This is a genomic window from Shewanella sp. 8A (genome assembly GCF_023475945.1).
In the GTDB taxonomy this organism is placed as follows: Bacteria; Pseudomonadota; Gammaproteobacteria; order Enterobacterales; family Shewanellaceae; genus Shewanella; species Shewanella xiamenensis.
In genome coordinates this window covers 108,771-133,838 of the sequence record NZ_JAMDJP010000011.1, presented here as the reverse complement: position 1 = coordinate 133,838, position 25,068 = coordinate 108,771, and the positions used below count along the sequence as shown (strand labels likewise).

The window sequence follows — 25,068 nt, the reverse complement described above, 5'->3', positions numbered from 1 at the left end:
GCTCTCATCCTTTACTCTTGGTAAGGCCGCTAGATAACTCACAAGCTAGGGAATATAAACCAGTGGTTAGCTTGTTAAATGGAGAAAGAACGATGAGCCCAGATCATAAGCCAGAACTAACCACACCACCTTTCCCTGTCATTCCTCAGGAAGCCTTTGACTGGTATGACGAATATGCCCACGGCATTATCGACCGCCGTGAGTTTATGGCTCGCCTTGCGGGCCTAGTGGCACTGGGTTTTACCATGACCACGCTGACGGGCGCACTAATGCCTAATTACGCCTTAGCCGAGCAAGTCTCCTTTAACGATCCCAGCATTCAAGCCAGTTATGTGAAATTTCCATCCCCCGATGGTTATGGTGAAGGTCGCGGTTATTTAGTCTTGCCAAACGCGTTGCTGATCCCAGGCCAAAAGGCGGGCGATCCTAAGACCTTAGATCTCAGTAAAAAAGCCCCTGTGGTGTTAGTGGTGCACGAGAACCGAGGCTTAAATCCCTATATCGAAGATGTGGCCCGCCGCTTAGCGGCCAAGGGCTATATAGCCTTTGCCCCCGATGCGCTTTATAGCCTTGGTGGTTATCCCGGTAATGATGATGCGGGCCGCGCCATGCAAGCGAGCCTCGATAGGGCCAAAATCGAGCAGGATTTTATCGCCGCCGCGCGCTTTTTAAAGTCGCACCCGCAGAGTAATGGCAAACTCGGCGCCGTCGGTTTCTGCTTTGGTGGCTATATCGTCAATATGCTTGCCGCCACCATTCCCGATGAGCTAGCGGCGGGTGTGCCTTTTTATGGCACACCCGCAGCAACTGAGCTGCGTAGCCGAGTAAAAGGCCCACTGATGTTGCAATTTGCCGCTTTAGATCAACGGATTAACGATACATGGGCCGAGTATGAAGCCCAGCTAAAGGCTAATAAAGCCGAGTATATAGCCTACCTTTATCCCAATGTTAATCACGGTTTTCACAATGACTCCACCGCCCGTTATGATGAGCCAACGGCTGAGCTCGCATGGACAAGAACCTTAGATTTTTTTGGTAAACATTTACTCGTATAAGTCCATTTGGCGCTATTGCAACGCTTGAAAGGTGGATGTTTCTTGTGTTACCAACTTGTAGGTGATTCATTGTTTTATACGCGAGTGGGATCAAAATACTTGCTATCAGTTCCCATCTCGCTAGAATGCCCGCTCGAATACCTTTAAGTAGAGGCGCGCTGCCTATGACTACTTGTGCGGAGGGTGATGCCGCAGATGTACAAGGAAAGGAGTCAGCGCCGAAGTAGCCAGGTCATCAAACCGAGCTGCTGGTTTTGCATCAAATAGGTGCAAGACTGCCATAGTCATCCACTATGGAGCGCTACCTGAAGGGGCTGAGGAGTAATACCTCCCTATAGGTTTTGTTTCTTTATCCTCTCGGTAGATCTCCACCCGTTTTTTGGTGAAAAGAGATCATGGACATTAGTCATTTTGCTGACTCAGGTTGGTCAGTACTTCCCCCTTTGTTAGCCGTCGCCTTGGCGATCATCACACGTCGCGTACTGTTATCCCTTGGCGTAGGGATTGTGGCCGGCAGTTTGTTGCTCAATCAGTTTTCTCCCCTTGATTCATTGCACTATATGTTCAATACCGTGCTGAAGATTTTTTGGGTCGATGGCGCACTTAATCGCGACAATATCAATATGTTGCTGTTTATGTTGTTGCTTGGCGGACTCATTAGTCTGATGACGGTTTCTGGCGCCACCCGCGCCTTTGCCGAGTGGGCAGCTAAGCGCGCTAAGACCCGTCGCGGCGCGAAAGGCTTAACTGGCGTGATGGTGTTTGCGTTTTTTATTGACGACTTTTTTCATAGTTTGTCGGTTGGCGCCATTTGCCGTCCGGTGACTGATCGCTTTCAAATCTCCCGCGCTAAACTGGCTTATCTTTTAGATTCTACCGCTGCGCCCGTGTGCGTATTGATGCCCATCTCTTCTTGGGGCGCTTATATTATCGCGCTTATCGGTGGCATTATGGCCGCCCACGGCATTAGCGAGCAAAGTCCAATCTCAGCCTTTGTTGAGATGATCCCGATGAATCTGTATGCCGTGTTTACCCTGTTGATGGTGCTGGTGGTGATTATCTTTCAAATGGATATCGGCCCGATGCGTAAACATGAAGCATGGGCGCTGGAAGGGAAGCTTTGGGATCCGTCTAAGCCTCGTCCAATCGGCTTAGATATGGAAAGCCCTGAAGAAAGTAACGGTGGCATGATCGATATGGTATTGCCGATCCTAACCCTCACCGGCGCGACCGTGTATTTTATGATCTCCTCTGGTGCGGCAGTGTTGGATGAAAAAGGGCTGCCATTTAGCGTACTTGGCTCCTTTGAAAACACCAATGTGGGCTCCTCGCTAGTGTATGGCGCGCTGTGCAGCTTAGCGGTGTCAATTCTGCTTGCGCTGCGGTTAAAATTGGGTGCTAAAAACTGGCTTAAAGCCGCCCCGCAAGGCGTGATGGCCATGTTACCCGCCATTAATATTTTGCTGTTTGCCTGGGCGATTGGTGCGGTTGTTCGCGATGTTGAGACTGGCAAATATCTGGCCTCCCTCGCCAACGGTAACTTGCCAATAGAAGTGTTGCCTGCGGTGGTGTTTGTGTTGTCCTGCGCCATGGCATTTGCCACCGGAACCAGTTGGGGCACCTTTGGTATTATGTTGCCACTGGCTGGCGACATGGCCGCTGCCAGTGATATCGCGTTAATGCTGCCAATGCTTGCCGCAGTGCTTGCGGGTTCAGTGTTTGGCGATCATAGCTCGCCGATTTCCAGCACCAGTATTTTGTCGGCCACGGGGGCAGGTTGCCACCATATTGACCATGTGATGACCCAGCTACCCTATGCCTTAGCCATCGCCTTTGGCGCCACCTTAGGCTATTTGGCCATGGGGATTATGCATTCAACCTTAGCTGGATTTGCCGTAAGCGCCCTGTGGTTTGTACTCTTCACTGCTTATCATCTGCGTAAAACGAAAAATCAGCCTTTGTTAGCTACGGCATAAGGCACTTTTACACGCTATCAACCAGGGGCCCACGGGCCCCTTGGTTTTTTGTGGGCTTGAGTAAACCTGCATCCATTCAAGCAAACTTAAGTCATCACTTAACTATCTAATTTGTAATGTGAAAGTGGTAGACAGATGTTCAGCACAACGTTATCTTAGGTTTTTAACAAGGATGAAACTTAATCGTGACCTCGATTCAGTTCACTTGCATCAGGAAGATGTATCTTTATTTCGCAAGAACACCTCCTGAACAATATGCGATAAGTCTCTAGATGCTAGGTGCTAGGTGCTAGGTGCTAGGTGCTAGGTGCTAGATTCTAGATTCTAGATTCTAGATTCTAGATTCTAGATTCTATAAAAGCATTACAGCAGTGCAATCCCTTGGCTAATGGGTGTTGGCCAAGTGCGGTAGCCATGGAAAGATTTTTGTCGGTTCACAAAGTAGTGAACTGGTTATTTAGCGGCCTTTCGGCCGAGGTGAATCAAGGTCGTGGGTCTTCAACCCACACCCGACCAAGAGGGGATCAACAGCAATTCCCTCTTGGATCTCCCTTGCCGCCCCCTAACGGAGTTGAAAGCCCCTTGGGCATTAAGCGTTCTTATGCTATCGCGTCAGACGCTCGTCCCTGATTCGACTGACGCTATCTCGGCATCCATGCCTCGCTCACGCAACGAACGCAAATGCCCTGCGGCAACTCCGAGGAGGTGGTGTATTCCTTCGGCTCAGGTGTTATTGGTCGATTGTTAAAGCATAAAAAGTGCCTGTCCGATCTTTTTGATTTTATCCGTTGGAATTGATGATTTTTACGTGAGTATGTTGATTAACTAATAATTATACTGATGTTGGGTGAGGTGTCTGTATGTATAGAAGTATATTAGTGATTTTATCTTTTTTTTCAGTATCAGCTATAGCGGTTGAAAGCCCTTATTCAATTGATAAGACGTATGAAAATAACCTGCCTAAATCATCCTTAAAGGTGGCTTTCTCTGAGGCTAAAAAAGAAATATTAATATCTGGTACTGCTGGTGATGAATTTTCTGCTGATAAAAGAATTTATTTATGGAAGTATAATGTTGATAATAATGGAGTGGATTATATTAGCTCTGCCAGTTTTGGTATAGTATCAGAACTCGTTGGTTATATTAATGTGGAACCTATAGGTGAATATAATAAAAACTATTACGCCTTATCTGAGTCAAATTATGACGGAGCTAGAAAATTAGTTAGATTTACTCTTGAAGGTAATGAGTTATCATTGTCTCAAGAAGTAGAATTTTCATCTAGTTCAGGTCAGTACGGTTCATATGTAGAACAGGTTGAATTTGTAAATAAAGATACCATTATTGCTTTACACCCTAATTATGATGATACTCATACAGGAAAAACCAGTTACGATTATAGTGTTTGTAAGTTAAGTATAAATGGTGTGATAGATTCTTGCGAACGTAAAAAAATCTTAGCTGATAAATCGCTCATATCAAATAGTACCTACAAGCTATATCGATTAGAGGGTCGTGATGAAGTCATCTTCTCTCCAGAAAGTGTGGGGATTAATGAAACGAAGGTAGAGCCTAAGTTATATGTTTTGAAATGGCAGTCTGATATTAATGACTTTGTGGTTTTTCAAGAAATAGTTATCCCAGAAAGAGTTGATTCATCTAGATTTAGTGGTGTTGAAGCTATATATACAATTAATGATGGGAAAGAATTTATTGTGGGTAGTGATATGTTGTTGAATTATAAATACTCATCAGAAGATAATAAGTTTTTTCTATCTAAAATGAAGAATAGTGTTAGTTATCCCAAAGAAGCTATTTATTTAAAGAGTGAAAATTATTTTATTGAACGCTCTGGAAGACATTCTTACGTGTTTGATGATGAAGAAAAGTATTTTTATAAGTCTTCCCAGGTGTATGCTATTGCAGATGGTTGGTTTCAGCTCACTGACGACAAGAAAGGTTTTTTCGTTAACTTAATGTCACCTAATATTACAACGTTTACCCTCTCTAACCCTAACCCTCTTATATATAAAGGTGGTTTACCTACAGGCTCTATTCCAGCTATTCAAGATGTTCCTTTGGCGATAAATATTAAGAAGCATTTTCTAAATGGAAACAACCTTGTGGTTACCGGTTTTCAAACTGAATATATACATGAAAGATTGATTTGGGATGGTGAATATATTCGTGGGACTTTTACTAATGAAGATATGTTTGCCTCAAAAAATTTAATTGATCCAACACCAGCCAGTTCCATTCAAGTGAGAGTGAATATTCCTCCATTATCTACAGAGATCTTTTATATTACACCGACTAACGTTAACGATGCTCCTATTTTAACTGCGGAGATTGGTATTCAGTATCTTCAGAAAGATCAAGAATATTACGGTGGACTTCCTGGAATTGTCATTGATCCTGATAGAGAGCCTGTGACTTATACATATAAGAATGTACCGAGTGGATTAATGGCAAGAGAGGATGGAATATTCCAAGGTGCTGTTAAGACTAAAGGCCAATATCTAATGACTGTCACCGCAACTGATCCGTTGGGCGCACAATTGACATTTGATGTGACATTTATCGTTAATGATACTGGTGAACCTGAAAAATCATCCGAAGGCGGTGGTGGGACTATGGATTTCACATTGTTGATGCTATTGATTACGTTGTTTTTTAGGCGTTTAAAGCATAATTAAATATTTAACAATTGAAGTTAATGCTTTGTGACTTGATGAATTATGGGGTGATTACGGCCTAGCGGCCGAGATATATCAAGGTCGTGGGGCTTCCCCCTTGATTTTTAAACAAAAGTCGACCAAGGTGGACTGCTCGTCCTATCCTCCTTGCCTATTGTTTTCACATCAGCCAAGACGCCCCTAACGGAGTTGAAAGCCCCTTGGGCATTAAGCGTTCTAATGCTATCGCGTCAGACGCTCGTCCCTGATTCGACTGACGCTATCTCGGCATCCATGCCTCGCTCACGCAACGAACGCAAATACCCTGCGGCAACTCCGAGGGGATGGTGTATTACTTAAGCTCAGGTGTTATTGGTCGATTGTTAAGGCATAAAAAGCGGCTGTCCGATCTTTTTATCTTTTTGATCTGTATAAGGAGGTTAAATGTCATATTCAGTAACTTATGAAAAGGGTTTTTTAATTAGAGAGATTGGTTCAATCGCTACAAAGCCAGATGTGGCAATTACAGAGCTAATTGCCAATTCACATGATGCTGGCGCTTCAAAGGTTTCAATAAGAATACCTTCTGACAGAGACCAATATATAACAGTTGAAGATAATGGCACTGGGCTTTCTAATAAAGAATTTGAACAAAGATGGTTGAAGCTTCGATATGACAGAAGGCGTCATCAGGGAGCTTTTGTCGAAGTACCCAAAGATAATGATATTGTAAGAAACCGATTAGCATTTGGCCGTAACGGTGTTGGACGTCATGCAGGATTGTGTTTTAATGATACTTATTTTGTTGAGACATGGAAGGATGGAGTATGTAACTCATATGAACTAGAGTTATCTGATGGTTCTCAACCTATCGTAGTAGTTAACTCTCATAGTTTCCCTAAGTCTGGGCATGGTACCTTAATTAAGATTCTTGTGAAAAGAAATCTAATTGATGAGAAGGAACTTTCAGAAATAATTTCTGCCAGATTTTTATTTAATCCAGAGTTTAAAGTTACTGTAAATGGTCGACAAGTGTGCCTTTCTGAACATCCAGGCATTGTAAAGGTACATGAAATAAATCCGATCGGTAAGATAAAAATAAGACTAACATTAGTAGATTCTTCGACAGTTTCAAGAACATCAACTCAGCATGGAGTTGCATTTTGGTTAGGTGGGCGACTTTTAGGTAATCCATCTTGGTCGATCCGTGGTAATCAAATTCTTGATGGCAGAAAATCTTTTGCAAAGAGATATACTGTTATTGCAGAGTCTGAGAGTTTGTTTGATTTTATTGAAGCAGATTGGTCAGGTTTTAAATCTGACTTTTCGTCTTTAGATCTTATTTCAGATGAAATTTCTTCTTTCGTTAAGTCTTGTTATTTGGAACTATCAAAAAGTGAAATAGATAAAAGTAAAAGAGAGGTTATTGATATTCATAAATCTGAAATTAAAGCTTTGCCGAGGCTTGCAAGGAAAGAATTGTATGATTTCATTGATCAAATATTGTCTGAGAACCCAGATATTAAACCTGAAATATTAGAGTTAGCTTTAAAAGCTGCGATAAATTTAGAGAAGTCACGAGCTGGTTTATCTCTTTTGCATAAATTAACGAATATTTCTAGTGATGATGCTGAGGCTGTAGACCTATTATTGCAAGAGTGGTGCATCTCTGATGCTATGAATATTCTTTCTGAAATTGACTCTAGGATTAAAGTTGTAGAGGCTATTGAAAGATTAAGTAGTGATCATACTGTAGATGAGTTACATACATTGCATCCTTTAATTGAAAAAGCTCGATGGGTGTTTGGTCCTGAATTTGATACTCCTGAATACTCCAGCAATAAAGGGTTAGTTAAGACGATGGATACCGTCTTTAAAGTGAAACACAAGAAGCAAAACTTTCTTAACTCAGCGAAAAGACCTGACATTGTTGTTGGGGAAAACTCCTCAATCAGTACATTGGGATTAGAGCAGTTTGATAATGAAATTAAGAAAACTACACGAGTACTTCTGATAGAACTAAAAAAAGGTGGATTTGAAATTGGCAGAGATGAAATGACTCAAGCTAAATATTATGTAGATGATATCTGGCATGCAGGAGTTGGTTCAACTAGACCTTTTATTAAAGCTTTTGTTGTTGGAGAAACTATTGATAATTTTACAGGTAAATTTGTAAGTGCTGGTACAGACAAAGAAAATCAATATGGTGAAATTCATGCTCTAACATATAATGAGTTGGTTAGGACTGCTGAGGCCAGGCTGTTTTCATTGAAAGAAAAAATTGAGAGCCGTTATATTGGTATAGAGAAGGATGCACTATTAGATGAGTTATTATCTTTGCCACAACAAAGTAGTTTTGATTTGGCTGTCGGTGAATAGCATAGGACCTTTTTGATAAGTTTGACGATTTAATTCGATATCCATTGTTAAATTAGCAGAATAAAAAGTTTAATTGGACACCCATTGTTAAATCCGCAGAATAAAATGGAAATTCATTGTTAATATCTCGGACGTAACATCATGATTCTTCTTGGGTTAAGCATTAAACAAGGTGGTTTAATGCTTAGTCCTAAGGAACTCAGATAAGCCTTGGATGATTAAAAATGATTCGATATTTATTATTCGTATTCTTTGCTCTTGTGGCATATGTGGGCAATGCACTGGCTGGCGAATATCAGCTGGATTGGCCTGTCTCTGGTGAGGAACTGACTTATCATTCCTGCGGTTGTGCTGATTCCTGCTGGGTTGCCGAGGTTCGCCAAGCTAAAGCGGAAAAGCCGCTCATCGCTAAACTGAGATGCGACTGCGAAAAACTCTATTTTACTGATAAAAATGGCGTAGAACGGGTTGTCGCTGAAAACTGTGATGAGTTAAACACCGACAAGAAAATGGATTTGATCCCAGAACGAATCAAGCAACTTCAGTCACATTTTAATCCCCCTCGTTAACTCTATTTATCCTTGTGTGAAATGGAATTCCACGATTTTTATCTTAAGGCAATTGTATGAATAAAATTAGTATATTGGGTATTAGCATAGTATTGGCTTTATCTGTTGCTATCGGTCTTGCCGTTGATTTGAGCTTTGAGTTTTGGTATGAATCGATGTTCACATGGATGAATGTGTTTAGCTTTAAATTGCTCATATTATTACTTAGTATGATCCTAGTGTATGTAGCTATTGCTATCTCGTTTAATTTTAAACTGCTATCTTTTTTTGCAGGTAAAGAATATCCAGCAAACTATTTCGCATGGTCTAAATTTCGAAATTTAGGAGTGTTCTTTTTATTTGGCTTGTGGATTATTGGGGATTTGAAATTCTTCACCATCGTAATAGTTAATTTTGCATTGGTTGAATTAATACACTTATATTTAGTTTGTAGAAGTATCAATAATAAGGTCGAGTCTACTATATAAATTGATAAATAACTTTTTGGTTTAATGAGCCACCTATTGTTAAATTCTAAAATTGGTAGTAAAGATTACTCGATTTGCTTTGCATGGCTAGAGGCAACACAAAAGTCGCAGAAGTACACCCATCCCCTGCGAAGTTGCTGAAGGGCGTTGAAGAAAATAGCGTGACGCAGACAGGACGTCTGCGTAGCTTTCGGGGGGAAGGGACGCCCCATCGGAAGCGTTAGCGATTTTTGAATAAGCACGAAGCCAGTATTCAATGCATGTAACTTCGCTAGGGGCGGCAAGGGGAGATGCAAGAGGGGGATTGCTGTTGATCCCCTTCTTGCCCTGGTGTGGAATGGAATTCCACGACTTTGATTTAAAATTCAAACGAAGTTTGAATCAGCTTTTCAAACCGCGTTAGCGTAATCTAAATCCCGATTACTCGGGATCATAGTCAAGCACTGGCGCTAGCCACTTCTCCGTCTCTGCAACAGTCATCCCCTTACGCTTCGCGTAATCCTCCACCTGATCGCGACCAATATTACTCACGCCAAAGTAGCGGGATTTCGGGTGGGCAAAGTACCAGCCGGATACCGCCGCTGTGGGGAACATGGCGTAACTTTCGGTGATGTTTAAGTCGATGGTTTCATTCGGCTTTAACAGTTCCCACAACAGGCCTTTTTCGGTGTGATCCGGGCAAGCGGGGTAACCCGGTGCAGGGCGAATGCCCTTGTATTTTTCGCGAATTAAGGCTTCGTTATCGAGCTGCTCATCGGCGGCATAACCCCAGAATTCCTTACGCACGCGCTCGTGCATCCGCTCTGCAAAGGCTTCGGCTAAACGGTCGGCTAAACACTTGAGCATAATGGCGTTGTAGTCATCATGATTTGCCTCAAAGCGGGCGATATGCTCGTCGATACCATGGCCAGCGGTCACCGCAAAGCCGCCCATATAGTCGGCAACGCCGCTGTCCTTGGGCGCCACAAAGTCGGCCAGACAGAAGTTATCGTTACCCACACGCTCAAGTTGCATCCGCAGGTGATGGGTGGTCAGCTCAACCTCGGTGCGAGTCTCATCTGTGTACAGCTCAATATCATCAAAGTTGACAGTATTGGCGGGGAATAGCCCAATCACGCCCTTGGCGGTGAGCCATTTTTCATCGATGATTTTTTTAAGCATCGCCTGACCATCGGCAAACAGTTTCTGCGCCTCAACCCCCACTACGTTGTCGGTTAAGATCTCGGGGTAATGGCCGTGCAGCTCCCAAGCGCGGAAGAACGGCGTCCAGTCGATACGGTCGACTAAATCGGTTAATGGATAGTCTTCAAATACTTGGCGACCAAGTACGTTGGGCTTGAACGGGGTGTAGTTTGCCCAGTCGTGCTGGCAGCGGTTTTCGCGGGCGGCTTCCAGCGAGACGATTTCTTTACGCTTGGTTTGCGATAAACGCTTAATGCGCATCTCTTCGTATTCGGCGTAGGTCTCATCGATAGTCGCTTGGCGAGTTTCATTGCTGACTAGCTTGCTGACCATAGGCACGGCGCGGGAGGCGTCGGCAATGTAAATCGCGCCATGGGGATAATGGGGCGCAATCTTCACCGCGGTATGGATTTTCGAGCAGGTCGCGCCGCCGATAATCGCTGGAATGGTGAGGCCTTCACGGTGGAAGGTTTTGACGTTATGCACCATTTCATCGAGGCTTGGGGTGATAAGTCCCGACATGCCGATAATGTCGATATTGTGTTCTTTCACCGCCTCAAGAATGCGCTCTACCGACACCATCACGCCTAAATCGAACACTTCAAAACCGTTACAGGCGAGCACCACGCCGACAATATTCTTGCCGATATCGTGCACATCGCCTTTTACGGTCACCATCAAAATCTTACCGTTCGACTGACCTGCAACTTTTTCCTTTTCAATAAAGGGATTGAGGTAGGCCACGGCCTTTTTCATCACCCGCGCGGATTTGACCACCTGTGGCAGGAACATTTTACCTGAGCCAAACAGATCGCCGACGATATTCATACCGTCCATCAGCGGGCCTTCGATCACATCCAGCGGACGGGAGGCGAGTTGGCGAGCGGCTTCAGTATCTTCGTCGATAAATTCGGTGATGCCTTTGACCAGCGCATGGGCTAAACGTTGATTAACTGGCCATGAGCGCCATTCTAAATCTTCTTTTTTGGCGGCACTTGAGCCATCGCCACGGAATTTTTCAGCAATCTCAAGCAATTGCTCTGTATTGCTCGAGCCTTCAACCGGGCAAGGTAGGTTGAGCACCACGTTCTCGACCCGTACTTTAAGCTCTGGGTCGATATCGTCAAAAATCGCTAACTGGCCCGCGTTGACAATCCCCATATCCATGCCGACTTTAATCGCGTGGTACAGAAATACCGCGTGAATCGCCTCACGCACTGGGTTGTTACCGCGGAACGAGAACGACACGTTCGACACCCCGCCTGAAATCATCGCGTGGGGCAGGGTGGCCTTAATTTCTTTAATGGCATCAATAAAATCGACAGCATAGTTATCGTGCTCATCGATACCCGTGGCAATGGCGAAGATATTCGGGTCGAAGATAATATCTTCGGGCGGGAAACCCACCTTATCGACCAGCACGCGGTAGGCGCGGGTACAGATCTCGACTTTGCGTGCCTTCGTATCGGCCTGACCTTGCTCGTCGAACGCCATAATAATGGCAGCCGCGCCGTAGCGTTTAACGAGGGTTGCCTGCTCGATAAACTTCTCTTCGCCTTCTTTTAAGGAGATTGAGTTAACAATGCCCTTGCCTTGAATACATTTGAGGCCCGCTTCAATCACTTCCCACTTCGAGGAGTCGATCATAATCGGCACGCGGCTGATATCCGGCTCAGAGGCGATAAGATTTAAGAACTTATGCATCACCTCCACGCCATCGAGCATGCCTTCGTCCATGTTGATGTCGATGATCTGCGCGCCGCTTTCTACCTGTTCACGGGCGACATCGAGCGCCTGCTCGAACTTGCTTTCTTTGATCAGCTTTAAGAACTTAGCCGAGCCAGTGACGTTGGTACGTTCACCCACGTTCACAAACAGGGTTTGGGCGTCGATAGTGAGCGGTTCCAAACCCGATAAACGGCAGGCGACGGGGATCTCGGGTAATACCCGTGGCGCAAACGGTTCCACCGCTTCACGAATGACCTTAATATGCTCGGGCGTGCTACCACAGCAGCCGCCGATAATGTTGAGCATGCCTTCACGGGCCCATTCTTGGATAACGCTGGCCATGTCTTTTGGGGTTTCGTCGTAACCGCCAAACTCGTTTGGTAGACCCGCGTTAGGGTGCGCCGACACATAACATTCGGCGATGCGCGACAGTTCTTCGACGTAGGGGCGTAGCTCTTTTGGCCCAAGGGCGCAGTTAAGACCGATAGATAAGGGCTTGATATGGCGAAGGGAGTTATAAAAGGCTTCGGTGGTTTGTCCGGTCAGGGTTCGGCCCGAGGCATCGGTAATGGTGCCGGAGATCATTACTGGCAAACGCGCTGGCGAATTTGCTCCAAAGAGTTCATCGAACACGGTTTCGATGGCAAATAGCGCGGCTTTGGCGTTTAAGGTATCGAAAATGGTCTCGACCATAATGATATCGGCGCCGCCCTCAATTAAGGCACGGGTCGATTCGCAGTAAGCGGTCACTAACTCATCGAAGTGGATATTGCGATATCCGGGATCGTTAACATCGGGGCTGATAGAGCAAGTACGGTTAGTGGGCCCTAACACACCGGCAACATAACGTGGTTTACCCGTGGCTTTTTCGATTTCATCACAGGCCTCACGGGCGAGACGCGCACCTTCACGGTTAATTTCGGCGGACAGCGACTGCATATCGTAGTCGGCCATGGCGATAGTGGTGGCGTTAAAGGTGTTGGTTTCAATAATATCCGCACCGGCTAATAGGTAGTCGCTGTGAATTTGTTTGATGATGTGTGGCTGCGTGAGCACTAAAAGATCGTTATTGCCCTTAACGTCGGTATGCCAATCCTTGAAACGCTCGCCACGGTAATCGGCTTCTTCTAGCTTGTAGCCTTGGATCATAGTGCCCATGGCGCCGTCTAAAATCAGAATGCGCTTTGACAACTGGTTGCGAATGTCTGCCAGTGTTTGGCTGGCTCGATGGAGAGATATCGCCATAAATGATTACCTTTACTACAGCTAAGTTGAGTCCAAAAATATGCAATTCTGCGGTAAATTGCATTTTATTATTGAATGTCGTTCGTTATGGTTTGGACATTTATACGTATAGACGTCCATAATACGCGACATCGGATTGTCAGGGCAAGGTGAAAGTCATTAGGAGCGAGAATCTAGATCCTAAGATTTTTAAAAGGCATATATGAAACAAGTTCGCTTATTACTGTTACGCCATGGGGAATGCGAGGGCGGGGCCATTTTACGTGGCAGAGTCGATGTTCCACTGAGCGAGAAGGGCTGGCGGCAGATGTTGGCAGCAGTCGCTTTGCAGGCCAGAGAATGCCACGGTATTTACAGCTCCACCTCAAGGCGCTGCGCTGAATTTGCCAAGGAGTTGGCGCTGGAGCCGCATTCCAGCTTGTCTGAGAGTTCACATTTAGCTGCGCCAACGCCTTCGTCGCTTGAGGTCAACCTGCTGGAGGATCTACAAGAAATGGATTTTGGCGATTGGGATGGTCGCTTGCTCGATGAGTTATATCAACAGGATGGCGAGCGCATGGCGGCCTATTGGCAAGATCCTTGGGCCGTATCGCCGCCCAATGGTGAAACGATGGCAAGTTTTGAGGCTCGTATCGATGGCGCAATAGAGCAGATCCTCAATAAAGAGTTTGCCCAGCTGGCGTTGGATGATGAACAGGCCCACGGCGAGTGTAATGCCAATGTACCCACAGCCAATATTTGGGTTCTGACCCACGGCGGAGTGATCCGTCATTTAATGGCAAGAGCATTGGGGGCGGTGAGAACGGTAGGGTTTTACAGTCAACTGACTTTACCGGTTGCCGCGGTGGTGACGATTAATGTACTCGAAGATAAACATGGGACTCGATACTGGCGCTTAGACTGGCCATCGAGCCATGGTGATTGAGATTGAAATCTCATGCTAAATGGGATGATGAACATTTTCTGATTTAAACTGCATTGCCTAATGAGCAAGATATAGGATAATGCTTTTCCCTGACGTTTGAGCCAGATAGCGCATTGTGTTCGCTAAGTTTAAATGTCGCAGAAATAGGTGTTGGGAATTTCGCTTTATCCTGCGCTATTAGCTTAAGGCAATAGTCGTTATAAACGCCGAATCAACCCAAACATAATAGGGAATCGGGGTGCTGCCCGTCAGCCAGCCCGAACTGTACCCGCAACTGTGAGTAGTTAAAAGAAGTGCCTAGAATCTAGAACCTAGAATCTTCTTTGCTACAAGTCAGGAGACCTGCCTATTTCTGTTTTCGCTGCGTGCAGCCTTAGTTCTCGAGCGGGTGACTCGAGGGAGCAGAAAATGATATTGATACGTTTCGCCCTGTGGCCCATGGTGCTACTGGGTTTGGGTACAAAATATGCCTGTGGGAGCAGCTTTTAATGAAGCCTTCCACGTCAACAGATGTGCAATCTTCGGCGGTGCTAACTAATGTGGCACTCAATGTCAGCCAATTAAGTTGGACCATCGAAGGCAAAACCATTCTTTCAGGGATTAACTTTGCCCTACAACGCGGTGAAATGCTGGGATTAATCGGCCCTAACGGTGCGGGTAAATCCAGTTTACTGCGTTGTATATATCGTTTTATTCGCCCAACTCTGGGGCAAATCAGTTTGTTTTCGCAGGACATTAACGAGCTTTCGCCCAAGGCATTTGCCTGTAAAGTAGCTGTGGTGCAGCAGGATACGCCGCACTATTTTGATATGACCACAGAGCAACTCGTTGCTATGGGGCTCACGCCCCACAAAGGAATGTTTGATACTAATTCCAGCGGTGATAGTGAAAAAATTATCAAGGCGCTTGAAAAGGTAGGTCTTAGCCATAAGCGCTATCAGCAATATGAACGGCTCTCTGGCGGCGAGAAACAACGGGCACTGATTGCACGCGCTATCGTGCAACAACCTCAGTTACTGATTTTAGATGAACCCACAAACCACCTCGATGTGCGCTATCAAATACAAATTTTGGAGTTGGTTCGAAGCCTTGGCATTAGTGTCATTGCCTCTATTCATGATCTGAATTTAGCAAGTGCCCTGTGTGATAGTTTGCTGCTACTGGATAAGGGGCAAGTGAGCGCCATGGGCACGCCGAGTGAGGTATTAACAGAGGAGCGCATTGCCCAAGTTTTTGGTGTTTGCGCCCAAGTGATGCCCCATCCACAACATGCCAATCCTTTAATTAATTACTTTTATGGTTATCAAAAATCACCGACGGATGATGTGGTTGTATCCGCTCCCCATAACATCAACGGGGAGATAAACACGCCATGATTGACACGTTTAAGCTGATAATGATGAATCTTTTAACCCATATTTTAACGCCATTAACCCGCCAGCAATGGCTGATTCTTGGCTTGGTGGGTTTTGCTCTGCTGACCCCGATTGCGGCCGCCAGTTTTGGCGCGGCAAATATCAGCTTTTTAGATGTGCTGCATGTGTTTATTAAATTATTCAATCAATTTTTCGCCAACGACGATGCGTCAACTGCCGCCTCGATGACGGAGCGGATTGTGATGGAATTAAGGTTGCCACGGATATTGCTCGCGTTTGTGGCGGGGGCGGGGCTGTCTTTAGCGGGCAGTGTGCTGCAAACCGTAACGCGCAATCCGCTTGCTGACCCTTATTTATTTGGCATTAGTTCAGGAGCCTCCTTTGGCGCTGTGGTGATGCTGACCTTGTTTACTGGCTCCGGTCTATTCGGTAATGCGGGCGTTATTGCCAATTCGGGGATTTTTAGTGGCTCGGGAATGTTTGCTGGGCTCCTGTGGTTTAGTTTGCCTTTCGGCGCTTTTATTGGTGCCAGTTTATCCGTTCTTATTGTTCTCGCCTTGTCAGGGCTTGGGCTCAACAGCCAAGTTGAGCGCATGCTGCTCTCTGGGGTGGCAACATCGTTTATGTTTGGCGCATTAACCAGCTTGCTGTTGTATTTTGCCAGCCCGCAGGCCACGGCATCAGTGCTTTTTTGGAGTTTGGGCAGTTTTGCTAAGGCCAGTTGGCCGCTCTTAATTTTGCCATCCATCGTTGTATTGGTGAGTTTTTTTATCATCCTCGGTTGGAAGCGGCAGATTATGGCCCTGCAGGCGGGGGATGAAACGGCCCACACCTTAGGGGTGAATGTACCTAAATTACGCCTCAATATGTTATTGCTCTGCTCGCTAATTACCGCCGTTTTAGTGGCGACCTGTGGTGGCATAGGTTTTGTTGGATTAATGATCCCCCATACGGTGCGCTTGTTATTTCCCGGGCGTCAGCCCATTTTGCTCACCGCGTTAGTTGGCGGCTTGTTTATGGTGTGGATTGATGTGCTCGCGAGATGTTTACTGGGAAATCAAGAACTGCCCGTTGGGATTATCACCGCCTCGATAGGTAGTTTTTTCTTTTTGCTGATTTTGCGTCGGCGCAACTAATCGAACTCGCGTTTTTCGCAGAGGATTAGCTAATTTAGTACTAAGTGCGTATGGAAAATAGCCGCTGTATGCGTCGTAGTTGTTGTTATCGAACGAGTTATTGAAATCGAATTAGTCACTGGAGTGTGAATGTCTCAATCAAGCCTGTCATTTCAAATCGAGCCTGTGAGTAAAGCGCAGGATCAGGTTATTCAACAAAAAATCGATCTTAAAACCAAGCCGCCAGGTGCCTTGGGGCAACTCGAATCCTTAGCATTACAAATTGCTCGCATTCAAGGGCCACAACAATTGCAGATAGTCAAACCGACCATGTTGGTGTTTGCAGGGGATCACGGCATTGCCGCTGAAGGGGTTTCGATTGCCCCAAGTGAAGTCACCCACCAAATGGTGCAAAACTTTGCCCACGGCGGCGCGGCCATTAATGTGTTTTGTCGCCAATTAGATTTTACGCTTGAAGTGATCGATTGCGGTATTTTGACACCCGTTGAGGGGCTAGAAGGGATTATCGATCAACGTCTTGGCGCGGGTACTGCTGCTATTCATTTGGAACCCGCCATGCCTTTAACGAGTGTGGATAAGGGCTTTGATATGGCGCGGGAGCTTATTGAGCGTCACCATCAAGCAGGCTGTAATCTGGTTGCGTTTGGTGAAATGGGGATTGGCAACACGTCCTCTGCCGCGGCAATTATGGCGGCGATTATGCAATTAGATGTAGCTGACTGTGTGGGGCGCGGTACAGGCATTAATAGCGACACTTTAGCGCGTAAGTTAACCTTGGTAGAACTGGCGTTGCTATCGCATCAAAGTGCGCTTAGTGGGCCAAAACAGGTGCTTGCTTGTCTTGGCGGGTTTGAAATTGTGCAAATGACTGGCGCCATGCTGGCTGCTGCTGAGCGCAAGATGTTGGTGGTTGTGGATGGTTTTATTGCGACAGCCGCCGCATTAGTGGCGGTGACGATCAATGCTAATGTACGGGATTATCTGATTTTCGCCCATTGCTCCGAGGAGCAAGGCCATCAACGTATGTTGGAATATTTACAAGCTAAACCCTTGTTATCTTTGGGGCTTAGATTAGGTGAAGGTACGGGCGCAGCCTTAGCATTGCCGTTAATTCAAGCCGCAGTAAATTTTTACAATCAAATGGCGAGTTTTAGTGATGCAGGGATTGAGGCTGTTGTATGATGTGCCTGCTAACTTATTTAAAATAATAACGTTTAGCCAATCGTTTTAACTTTAAACCCTGCAGCAAGTGTGTATTCACTAAGGATGCTTTATGTCAGAACGCGAAAGCTGGCACAAAGAGATAGATTTATTTTTTGTGGCCATGGGCTATTTTACCCGTATTCCTATGCCCAAATGGGTCGAAGTCGATGCCGATAAACTCAATAAAGCCAGCCGTTACTTTGGCTTAGTGGGTTTACTCGTGGGACTGTTAAGCGCCATCGTTTTTTGGCTGACCCAAAATTGGTTACCCGCTGGGGTGTCGGTATTGCTGTCGATGTTAACGGGCGTGCTGTTAACGGGCGGTTTCCACGAAGATGGGTTAGCCGATACCTTCGATGGGTTTGGTGGCGGTTGGACGGCCGAAGACAAGCTGCGCATTATGAAGGATTCGCGCCTTGGTAGTTATGGTGCCTTGGCCTTGATTATTGTCTTGATGCTTAAATGGCAATTATTGGTTGAATTAGCGCTTTATGACCCTGTGGTTGCTGGTTCGGCGATGATTGTCGCCCATACTGTGAGTCGAGTCGTGGCTGCGAGCCTTATTTTCACCGAAAAATATGTGCGCGACGATGAGTCCAGTAAATCTAAGCCGTTAGCGCAGCACCAAGGCATTAATGAACTGTTTATTTTGATCGCCAGTGGTGTGTTAGTGCTGTTGGTGTTAAAGGGGATTGCTGCACTGTCACTGTTGTTGATTATGATCGGATTGCGCCGTTTGATCGTGGTGATCTTTAGACGTCAAATTGGCGGCTATACAGGCGATACCTTAGGCGCTGCGCAGCAAATTTGTGAAATTGTGTGTTACTTCGTGCTGCTCGTTGTAGGTAGCATTCTGTGATCCATTTAGTGCTGGGCGGCGCTCGTAGCGGTAAGAGCCGTTACGGTGAAACCTTAGTACGCCAGTATACGGCTTTAGGATTCGATGCCTGCTACGTCGCAACCGCGCAGGCACTCGATGCTGAAATGGCCAGTCGGATCCGTTTACATCAAGATGGCCGAGCCAAGGACGATATCGACTGGCAGTTGATTGAAGAACCCTTGGCATTAACCGCCAAGCTTAAGCATTTAGCTAAGCCGGGGCGGGTGATCATGGTGGATTGCTTAACGCTTTGGTTAACCAATCAATTACTTGCTGTCCACCCACAGGCTGAGCCAGCTTCGACCGAATCAGATTTTGCCCTAGCGGTTGCGACATCATCTCAACACGATGTGTTAGCCCACTGGCGGCAGGCAAAAACGGATTTTGTCAGTGCGTTAAATACACTTGAAGGTGTGGTGATTTTAATCAGTAATGAAGTAGGCTCAGGCATTGTGCCCTTGGGGGAACTGAGTCGCCAATTTGTGGATGAAGCTGGCTGGTTAAACCAAGATGTTGCTGCGGTTGCGGATAATGTGACCTTAGTAGTGGCGGGTTTACCGCTGACGCTTAAATCGAGTTAGCGCACTTAAATGAGCTGGTGCATTTAAATCAAGTTGTGAATGTTATTTTGAGCCGCTTTTGCATTTAGTTCGTATAAAAAGAAGCGCCTTTTATCTTATTTCCTCTATTGAGTGATGTCCTTGCCCATGCATTCACATAACGTTGCTGATCCCACGGCAACCAATCAAACGTCAACCGCTAGTTTGCCTAAAACATCGTCCCAAGGCGCCAAAGTATTAATGGTGCAGGGGACAACCTCAGATGCGGGTAAAAGTACGTTGGTGGCGGGAATTTGCCGATTGCTAGTCCGTCAGGGTGTCAACGTCGCGCCTTTTAAACCACAGAATATGGCGCTTAATAGTGCTGTGACTGTTGATGGTGGTGAGATTGGCCGCGCACAGGCGCTGCAAGCCGCGGCCTGTTATTTAGCGCCACATACTGATTTTAATCCGATTTTACTCAAACCCAGTTCAGATACGGGCGCCCAAATTATTGTCCAGGGTAAAGCGTTAACGACACTCGAAGCCTCGGCTTTTTTTGGAGAAAAATCGAAAGATTATAAAGCCATGGCCCTTAATGCTGTGCTGGACTCCTTTGAACGCCTAGGTCAGCAATATCACACCATAGTGGTTGAAGGGGCGGGGAGCCCGGCTGAAATCAACCTGCGTGCAGGGGATATTGCCAATATGGGTTTTGCTGAAGCGGTTGATTGCCCCGTGATTATTATTGCCGATATCGATAAAGGCGGCGTCTTTGCCCATTTGGTCGGGACCTTGGCGTTGTTATCCGAGTCAGAACAGGCGCGGGTAAAGGGGTTTGTGATCAATCGCTTTCGCGGCGATATCAGCCTGTTGCAGCCTGGTATTGATTGGCTTGAGGCGTATACGCAAAAGCCAGTAATAGGTGTGCTGCCCTATTTGCATGATTTGCACTTAGACGCCGAGGATGCGCTCACTGACTCGCCAACTAAGCAGGCCAAGAGTTGTTTTAAGGTGCGAGTGCTAGTGTATCCGCGCACCAGTAATCACACGGATTTTGATCCCCTCAGGCTGCATCCCGATATTGATTTTGATTATGTATCACTCCAGACGCAAGCCTTAGCTCAGACGCCGGAGATCGCCGCCGATCTACTGATTTTACCCGGCAGTAAGAATGTCCGAGCCGATCTGGCTTTTTTGCGGGAGCAAGGCTGGGATAAGCAAATTGCTAAGCATTTACGCTACGGCGGTAAAGTGCTGGGAATTTGCGGTGGTTATCAAATGCTGGGTGGGCGCATTGCCGATCCGTTAGGGATAGAAGATGTGCTCGGGACTAGCCAAGGGTTGGGTTATTTACCCATAACCACCGAATTTAAAGCCGAAAAACAGTTACGTAGCGTCGCAGGTGAGTTGACATTGTTAGGGCAGACTGTGGTGGTCAAAGGTTATGAGATCCACTGCGGTGAGTCCCACTATCTCACCTCCAGTGATGCCGCCAAGGGTGCACCATTACGCTTGATCAATGAGCTCGATGAACAGTCGGAAAAGTCTTTTGCTGACGGCTGCTTAAGTGAGGACGGGCAAGTATTAGGCACTTATTTACACGGGCTATTCGACATCCCTGAGGCGTGCCAGTTAATTCTGCGCTGGGCGGGATTAGAAGACGCACAAGCAATTGATATCAATGAAATTCGCGAACAACAGTTGAATCGTTTGGCTGATGTGCTAGCCGAACATCTAGATTTACCACAATTACAGGCAATCTTAACCGCATCAGTTAAGCCGTAGGATGAATACCAAACCATGACAACAGCAAACGATAATAACCAAGAACAATTAAAGGCTGAACGCCACAAGGCGCGCCAACAAAAACTCAAAGCGGGAGTCGATGCAAAAATTGCCGCCGCTCAGGATGAAAAAGGCATTTTGTTAGTCTTAACGGGCAATGGCAAAGGTAAGTCGACCTCAGGTTTTGGCACGGTTGCCCGCGCCGTTGGTCATGGCAAAAAAGCCGCCGTAGTGCAATTTATCAAGGGCACTTGGGAATGCGGCGAGCGTAATCTACTTGAAGGCGCTGGCGTCAGTTTTCATGTGATGGGCACCGGCTTTACTTGGGAAACCCAAGATAAAGAAAAGGATACCGCAGCCGCCCTGGTCGCTTGGGAAGCAGCTGAAGCTTTACTGCAAGACGAGAGCATTGATTGCGTGATGCTCGATGAGCTGACCTATATGGTGAGTTATCACTATCTTGATGTCGAACGGGTACTGACTGCACTTAAAAACCGTCCACCCATGCAGCATGTGATTATCACTGGCCGCGCCTGCCACCGAGCGATTATCGAGCTTGCTGATACCGTGAGTGAAGTGCAACCCATTAAACATGCCTTTGAGGCCGGAATAAAAGCACAGCCTGGATTTGATTATTAAGCAGAGCGTGTGTCGCTATAGCCATAAAGCGATGTTTTTTATATCCACATTGGACAGTGATAAAATGGCGGCCATGCCGCCAACGGTCACTGTTGCAACAATGCCATCTTAACGACTATTGAACGGTTCATCAGGCTAAAAGCTTTTGCCCCAAAACAAGTCGGCTGAATCGGATATTGCGATATATGCATTGCCACTGTTTCCCCAGTGACACGCCGTGAATATATCCCTATAGGCTCGACGACGGCATCCATGCCGCCATCGGTCACTGTTGCAACAATGGCAATTTTAATGACCATTGAACTGTTCATCTGGCTAAAAGCTTTTGTCCCAAAGCTGGCTAGCATTCATTTAGTGAATTGAAAAATAACGAATTAATTGCCCTGCAAAATCTCATCTATTTACCCAATGTTTGGCCCTACCGTAAAGCGACTAATAATATATGGGTATAAAGTCGTATTTAAATTTAGATGCTTTTGAGTGTTTTTAAACTCATTAGTTTGCGCGTTTATCCAGCCTAAAATTTATAAAACCCTTAAAAATCATCCGCATAAGCTTTCCCAAAATTAGTTAATAGGTTTGGAAAACGCGCATGCGCGTTTTTCCGGATGGTGTATTAGATAAAAAGCTGATAAGTTCTTTGCAATACAAGCAGTTAATGATGTGCGTTTTTACTGGTCTAATGAGGTAAACGCGCATGCGCACTAATAAAATGTTATAAATGTTTAAAGGTTAAACGTTAGCTTCGGATAGATTGCGGTATTTACTTTTGAATTATGTGCTAACTTTCAAAAGCCCGTAGCGTTGTTCCGGTGCCGTTAGGAAGTTTTGTAACAACCCACTTCGCATTGTGGGTTGCTAATAAGAAAGGTCGTTGCCATCATCGGCAGCAGTAATTTAAACGGGTGCAACGGAATAGCATTTGTATTCTTAGTAAATTCATTTCGTGCATTTATAACAAATCGCAGCAGGTTCGCACGCTTCGCGTGCTGGACAGTTTGTAAGTCGCGTCTTTGCGGTTTTGCTACGCAAAAGTAATCCGCAAAGCCACCACTTACAAACTGCCCCTGTGCTCAGCGCTATGTGTTTCATGAGGGTCTGTAATGCAATTGAATAAATTTTCCATATTTGCAGATTATTTTCAGTTCTATTTGATGGATGACGCAGAAATTGACGATACTTCAGAGATCTGGACCGATAAAGCGTTAGATATAAAACTTGGTATGACGCCTCACGCGCTAGCAGTGGGAACAATGCGAAATGTAGATGTCGATGTGATTGTTGAGGTCGTAGATGCTGAGCCAGAGATAAATTTGGACGAATGGGATTATATCAGTAAGGGCTACATTTCACTGCCATCAGGAAGGTGCATTGTCATGGGTTGCACTGACGCAATTGAAGATGCTACAAGGTTAGAAGTGAAACTAGGAAATTATGCGGCGTTAGCAATGGCAAAAGGTATAAATTCTATTGTTGCTGAATGGGAGCCTGCGAACGACTTGTACAGAGTTGTGATTTGGGCATCAGATAGTAAAGAATACTTTGCTGTTAAAGAGTACCAAAACACATAACAATTCGCACCATTCGCATGCCATAAATGGCCTGCTGGGACGCCGCTACGCGGCGCCCATGTGCTCAACGTTATGTTTCAAGGAAGATATGGACATAGGTTTACGAAGTGAATTGGCTTTTTCAATTGGAGAAAAGCAATCTCCAACGATGCAGAGCGTGGATATTTGGTTAGGCTCTGTTTTGATCACTTACTTTGACAATACCGCGTATTTGCCTGCATTTGTAAACGCTCTGAGACGTGAGTTGGCAAATATTGAGAAAGGCGAAGTTGCCAGCGGATATACATTTTTTAATCTTGGTCCCACAACTGATGATGCAGTAGCTAGGGCTGAAATCATCGAAGATAAAATTGAGGTAAGTTGTGTTCTAAACAACGGAAATGTAGTCAAAGTCATCCTGTTTGTTGAGAACACAATTTCCGCTTATAAGGAATGCATTCGTGTTTTGTCAACATAACAAGGCGCTGTTGTCGCCACTATCGTGGCTGGGACGGCTTACGCTGCGCTCCAGCCGCCCCAAAGCTTTGCGTTAGGCCTCTACAAAATGCTGAACCATTACTTCTTTCCATTGCTTTTTCTACAGCCGAAATTTGTAGAGGAATTTGCTGTAGGTAACTATCGGCTAGCACCACGCAGGTGGAGTACTAGCATTTTTGATTTAGCAACACTTTCCATCAAACACAAACTGCACCTGCCATACCAATTAATGGATGTTCTTTTAGGCTCTTGCAATTGCGAGCTAGCTGTTTCCGGTGCAAAAACTCCAGAAGAAGCAGTGCAAATGTTTGAGAATTTTCGGATTGGACTATATGCCTCTGGGGTATCACCATTTATTTGTCCATTTTTCGCAACAGAATCCATCAATGACTATTCAGGAATAAATGAAAGAGACTCAGTAATTGGCCATGGCATAGAACCAAAAATTGCGAGTAATTTTTCATCTGCGACAGCTCAGTTGGAGGCTTGGCCCCACGAGCTTTCTCTACAATGCTCGGTCACTCAGGAAGCGTTAACTCTGTCATCTCAACAAGTCGAGGACGCCGCATTATTTGCTTCTAAATGGGGACATATTGCCACTCGCAGCCCATCAATTGGAGCATTTTCTGGAGCATTTAAGTCATCACCACTCCTTGGCTCTATTGAGCAATCCATTCTGCATGCTTGGACAGGCATTGAGAGTTTATTTCCCACAGTAAGTACCGAAGTTTCGTTCAGAATAGCGCTTTATCTTTCTGTACTCTGTGTAGAAAACTCTCAGCGCAGTAGTTTTCACCGAAAGGTTAAATTAGCGTACGGAACACGAAGCAAAATCGCTCACGGCGCATCCAAGTCTATAAGCCGGGATGAATGGCTAGAAGCGTGGCAAATTATGGTGAAATGCGCTAAAGCCATAGCTAATCGCGGCGAGCTTCCAAGCGAAGAAAAGCTATTAATCGAACTTCTTGATGGACAATTATAAATGCCTAACAACTGGTTCAAATCGCTCGCTGTGCTCGCTGGGACGGGCTAAAGCCCGCCCCTTAACCAACGTTAACCCATAGAAATTTTTATCCGAAATTCACCTGATACAGTCGACGTGCTGACACGCTTTTGTCCATTTGCTTTTAACGTACATATCGCAAATGGGTAGTTAAAATTGGCATTGGGGCACCAGTGACCGTTGGCGACATGGATGTCGCCGTCGAGCCTATAGGGATATATTCACGGCGAGTCACTGGGGAAACAATGACAATAA

19 protein-coding genes and 2 riboswitches are annotated in these 25,068 nt (G+C 45.7%); of the genes, 17 read left to right on the top strand and 2 right to left on the bottom strand.

Going from position 1 to position 25,068, the window contains the following annotated elements; all coding sequences use genetic code 11:
- Positions 1–92: 92 nt before the first annotated feature.
- From M0413_RS10785 to M0413_RS10760, 6 genes are all read left to right on the top strand, one after another.
- Positions 93–1,055 (top strand): dienelactone hydrolase family protein, encoded by a 963-nt coding sequence (locus tag M0413_RS10785; protein ID WP_249554108.1) that lies wholly within the window; start codon positions 93–95, stop codon positions 1,053–1,055.
- Positions 1,056–1,195: 140 nt separating this feature from the next.
- Positions 1,196–1,367, top strand: a riboswitch (Lysine riboswitch).
- 83 nt (positions 1,368–1,450) lie between these two features.
- Positions 1,451–3,031 (top strand): Na+/H+ antiporter NhaC family protein, encoded by a 1,581-nt coding sequence (locus tag M0413_RS10780; RefSeq protein WP_249554107.1) that lies wholly within the window; start codon positions 1,451–1,453, stop codon positions 3,029–3,031.
- A gap of 860 nt (positions 3,032–3,891) precedes the next feature.
- Positions 3,892–5,727, top strand: a complete 1,836-nt coding sequence (locus M0413_RS10775) for a putative Ig domain-containing protein (protein WP_249554106.1) — start codon at positions 3,892–3,894, stop codon at positions 5,725–5,727.
- A gap of 423 nt (positions 5,728–6,150) precedes the next feature.
- Entirely contained in the window at positions 6,151–8,085 is a 1,935-nt protein-coding gene (locus M0413_RS10770; protein WP_249554105.1) for an ATP-binding protein, read from the top strand.
- Between the two features lie 224 nt (positions 8,086–8,309).
- Positions 8,310–8,654: a hypothetical protein gene (locus M0413_RS10765; RefSeq protein ID WP_144345930.1), complete on the top strand. Its 345-nt coding sequence runs from the start codon at positions 8,310–8,312 to the stop codon at positions 8,652–8,654.
- 56 nt (positions 8,655–8,710) lie between these two features.
- Entirely contained in the window at positions 8,711–9,121 is a 411-nt protein-coding gene (locus M0413_RS10760; protein WP_144345931.1) for a hypothetical protein, read from the top strand.
- A 420-nt stretch (positions 9,122–9,541) separates the two neighbouring features.
- Here the strand turns inward: M0413_RS10760 and metH are convergent, their stop codons facing one another.
- Complete coding sequence (metH, locus tag M0413_RS10755; RefSeq protein ID WP_249554103.1) at positions 9,542–13,276, bottom strand: methionine synthase; 3,735 nt, start codon at positions 13,274–13,276, stop codon at positions 9,542–9,544.
- Between the two features lie 202 nt (positions 13,277–13,478).
- Between metH and M0413_RS10750 the strand changes: the two genes are divergently transcribed.
- The 8 genes from M0413_RS10750 to cobO all read left to right on the top strand — a co-directional run bounded on the left by M0413_RS10750 (position 13,479) and on the right by cobO (position 21,762).
- Positions 13,479–14,201: a histidine phosphatase family protein gene (locus tag M0413_RS10750; RefSeq protein ID WP_249554101.1), complete on the top strand. Its 723-nt coding sequence runs from the start codon at positions 13,479–13,481 to the stop codon at positions 14,199–14,201.
- A 175-nt stretch (positions 14,202–14,376) separates the two neighbouring features.
- Positions 14,377–14,565, top strand: a riboswitch (cobalamin riboswitch).
- A gap of 124 nt (positions 14,566–14,689) precedes the next feature.
- Complete coding sequence (locus M0413_RS10745) at positions 14,690–15,577, top strand: ABC transporter ATP-binding protein (protein WP_241406985.1); 888 nt, start codon at positions 14,690–14,692, stop codon at positions 15,575–15,577.
- Positions 15,574–16,713: a FecCD family ABC transporter permease gene (locus M0413_RS10740; protein WP_069453401.1), complete on the top strand. Its 1,140-nt coding sequence runs from the start codon at positions 15,574–15,576 to the stop codon at positions 16,711–16,713. Before M0413_RS10745 ends, M0413_RS10740 begins: the two co-directional genes overlap by 4 nt.
- Before the next feature lie 129 nt (positions 16,714–16,842).
- Positions 16,843–17,895 (top strand): nicotinate-nucleotide--dimethylbenzimidazole phosphoribosyltransferase, encoded by a 1,053-nt coding sequence (gene cobT / locus M0413_RS10735; RefSeq protein WP_249554099.1) that lies wholly within the window; start codon positions 16,843–16,845, stop codon positions 17,893–17,895.
- Between the two features lie 91 nt (positions 17,896–17,986).
- A complete protein-coding gene (locus tag M0413_RS10730) occupies positions 17,987–18,775 on the top strand; it encodes an adenosylcobinamide-GDP ribazoletransferase (protein WP_037414785.1) in 789 nt (262 codons plus the stop codon).
- Positions 18,772–19,377 carry a bifunctional adenosylcobinamide kinase/adenosylcobinamide-phosphate guanylyltransferase gene (gene cobU / locus M0413_RS10725; protein ID WP_249554097.1) on the top strand — a complete coding sequence of 202 codons (606 nt, stop codon included), beginning with the start codon at positions 18,772–18,774 and terminating at the stop codon, positions 19,375–19,377. The genes M0413_RS10730 and cobU overlap by 4 nt, the downstream gene beginning before the upstream one ends.
- Before the next feature lie 126 nt (positions 19,378–19,503).
- Positions 19,504–21,123: a cobyric acid synthase gene (locus tag M0413_RS10720; protein ID WP_413739952.1), complete on the top strand. Its 1,620-nt coding sequence runs from the start codon at positions 19,504–19,506 to the stop codon at positions 21,121–21,123.
- 15 nt (positions 21,124–21,138) lie between these two features.
- Positions 21,139–21,762 carry a cob(I)yrinic acid a,c-diamide adenosyltransferase gene (gene cobO / locus M0413_RS10715; protein WP_069453400.1) on the top strand — a complete coding sequence of 208 codons (624 nt, stop codon included), beginning with the start codon at positions 21,139–21,141 and terminating at the stop codon, positions 21,760–21,762.
- Positions 21,763–21,848: 86 nt separating this feature from the next.
- Here the strand turns inward: cobO and M0413_RS10710 are convergent, their stop codons facing one another.
- Positions 21,849–22,073, bottom strand: coding sequence for a hypothetical protein (locus M0413_RS10710; protein WP_240292419.1), 225 nt, complete (start codon positions 22,071–22,073; stop codon positions 21,849–21,851).
- Between the two features lie 792 nt (positions 22,074–22,865).
- Between M0413_RS10710 and M0413_RS10705 the strand changes: the two genes are divergently transcribed.
- The 3 genes from M0413_RS10705 to M0413_RS10695 all read left to right on the top strand — a co-directional run bounded on the left by M0413_RS10705 (position 22,866) and on the right by M0413_RS10695 (position 24,792).
- The gene (locus M0413_RS10705) at positions 22,866–23,333 is read left to right on the top strand and encodes a hypothetical protein (protein WP_249554095.1); all 468 of its coding nucleotides are present in this window, start codon (positions 22,866–22,868) and stop codon (positions 23,331–23,333) included.
- 88 nt (positions 23,334–23,421) lie between these two features.
- On the top strand, positions 23,422–23,790 hold the full coding sequence (locus M0413_RS10700; RefSeq protein WP_172589347.1) for a hypothetical protein: 369 nt from the start codon (positions 23,422–23,424) through the stop codon (positions 23,788–23,790).
- Between the two features lie 87 nt (positions 23,791–23,877).
- Positions 23,878–24,792: a HEPN domain-containing protein gene (locus M0413_RS10695; protein ID WP_240292415.1), complete on the top strand. Its 915-nt coding sequence runs from the start codon at positions 23,878–23,880 to the stop codon at positions 24,790–24,792.
- Positions 24,793–25,068: the final 276 nt, after the last annotated feature.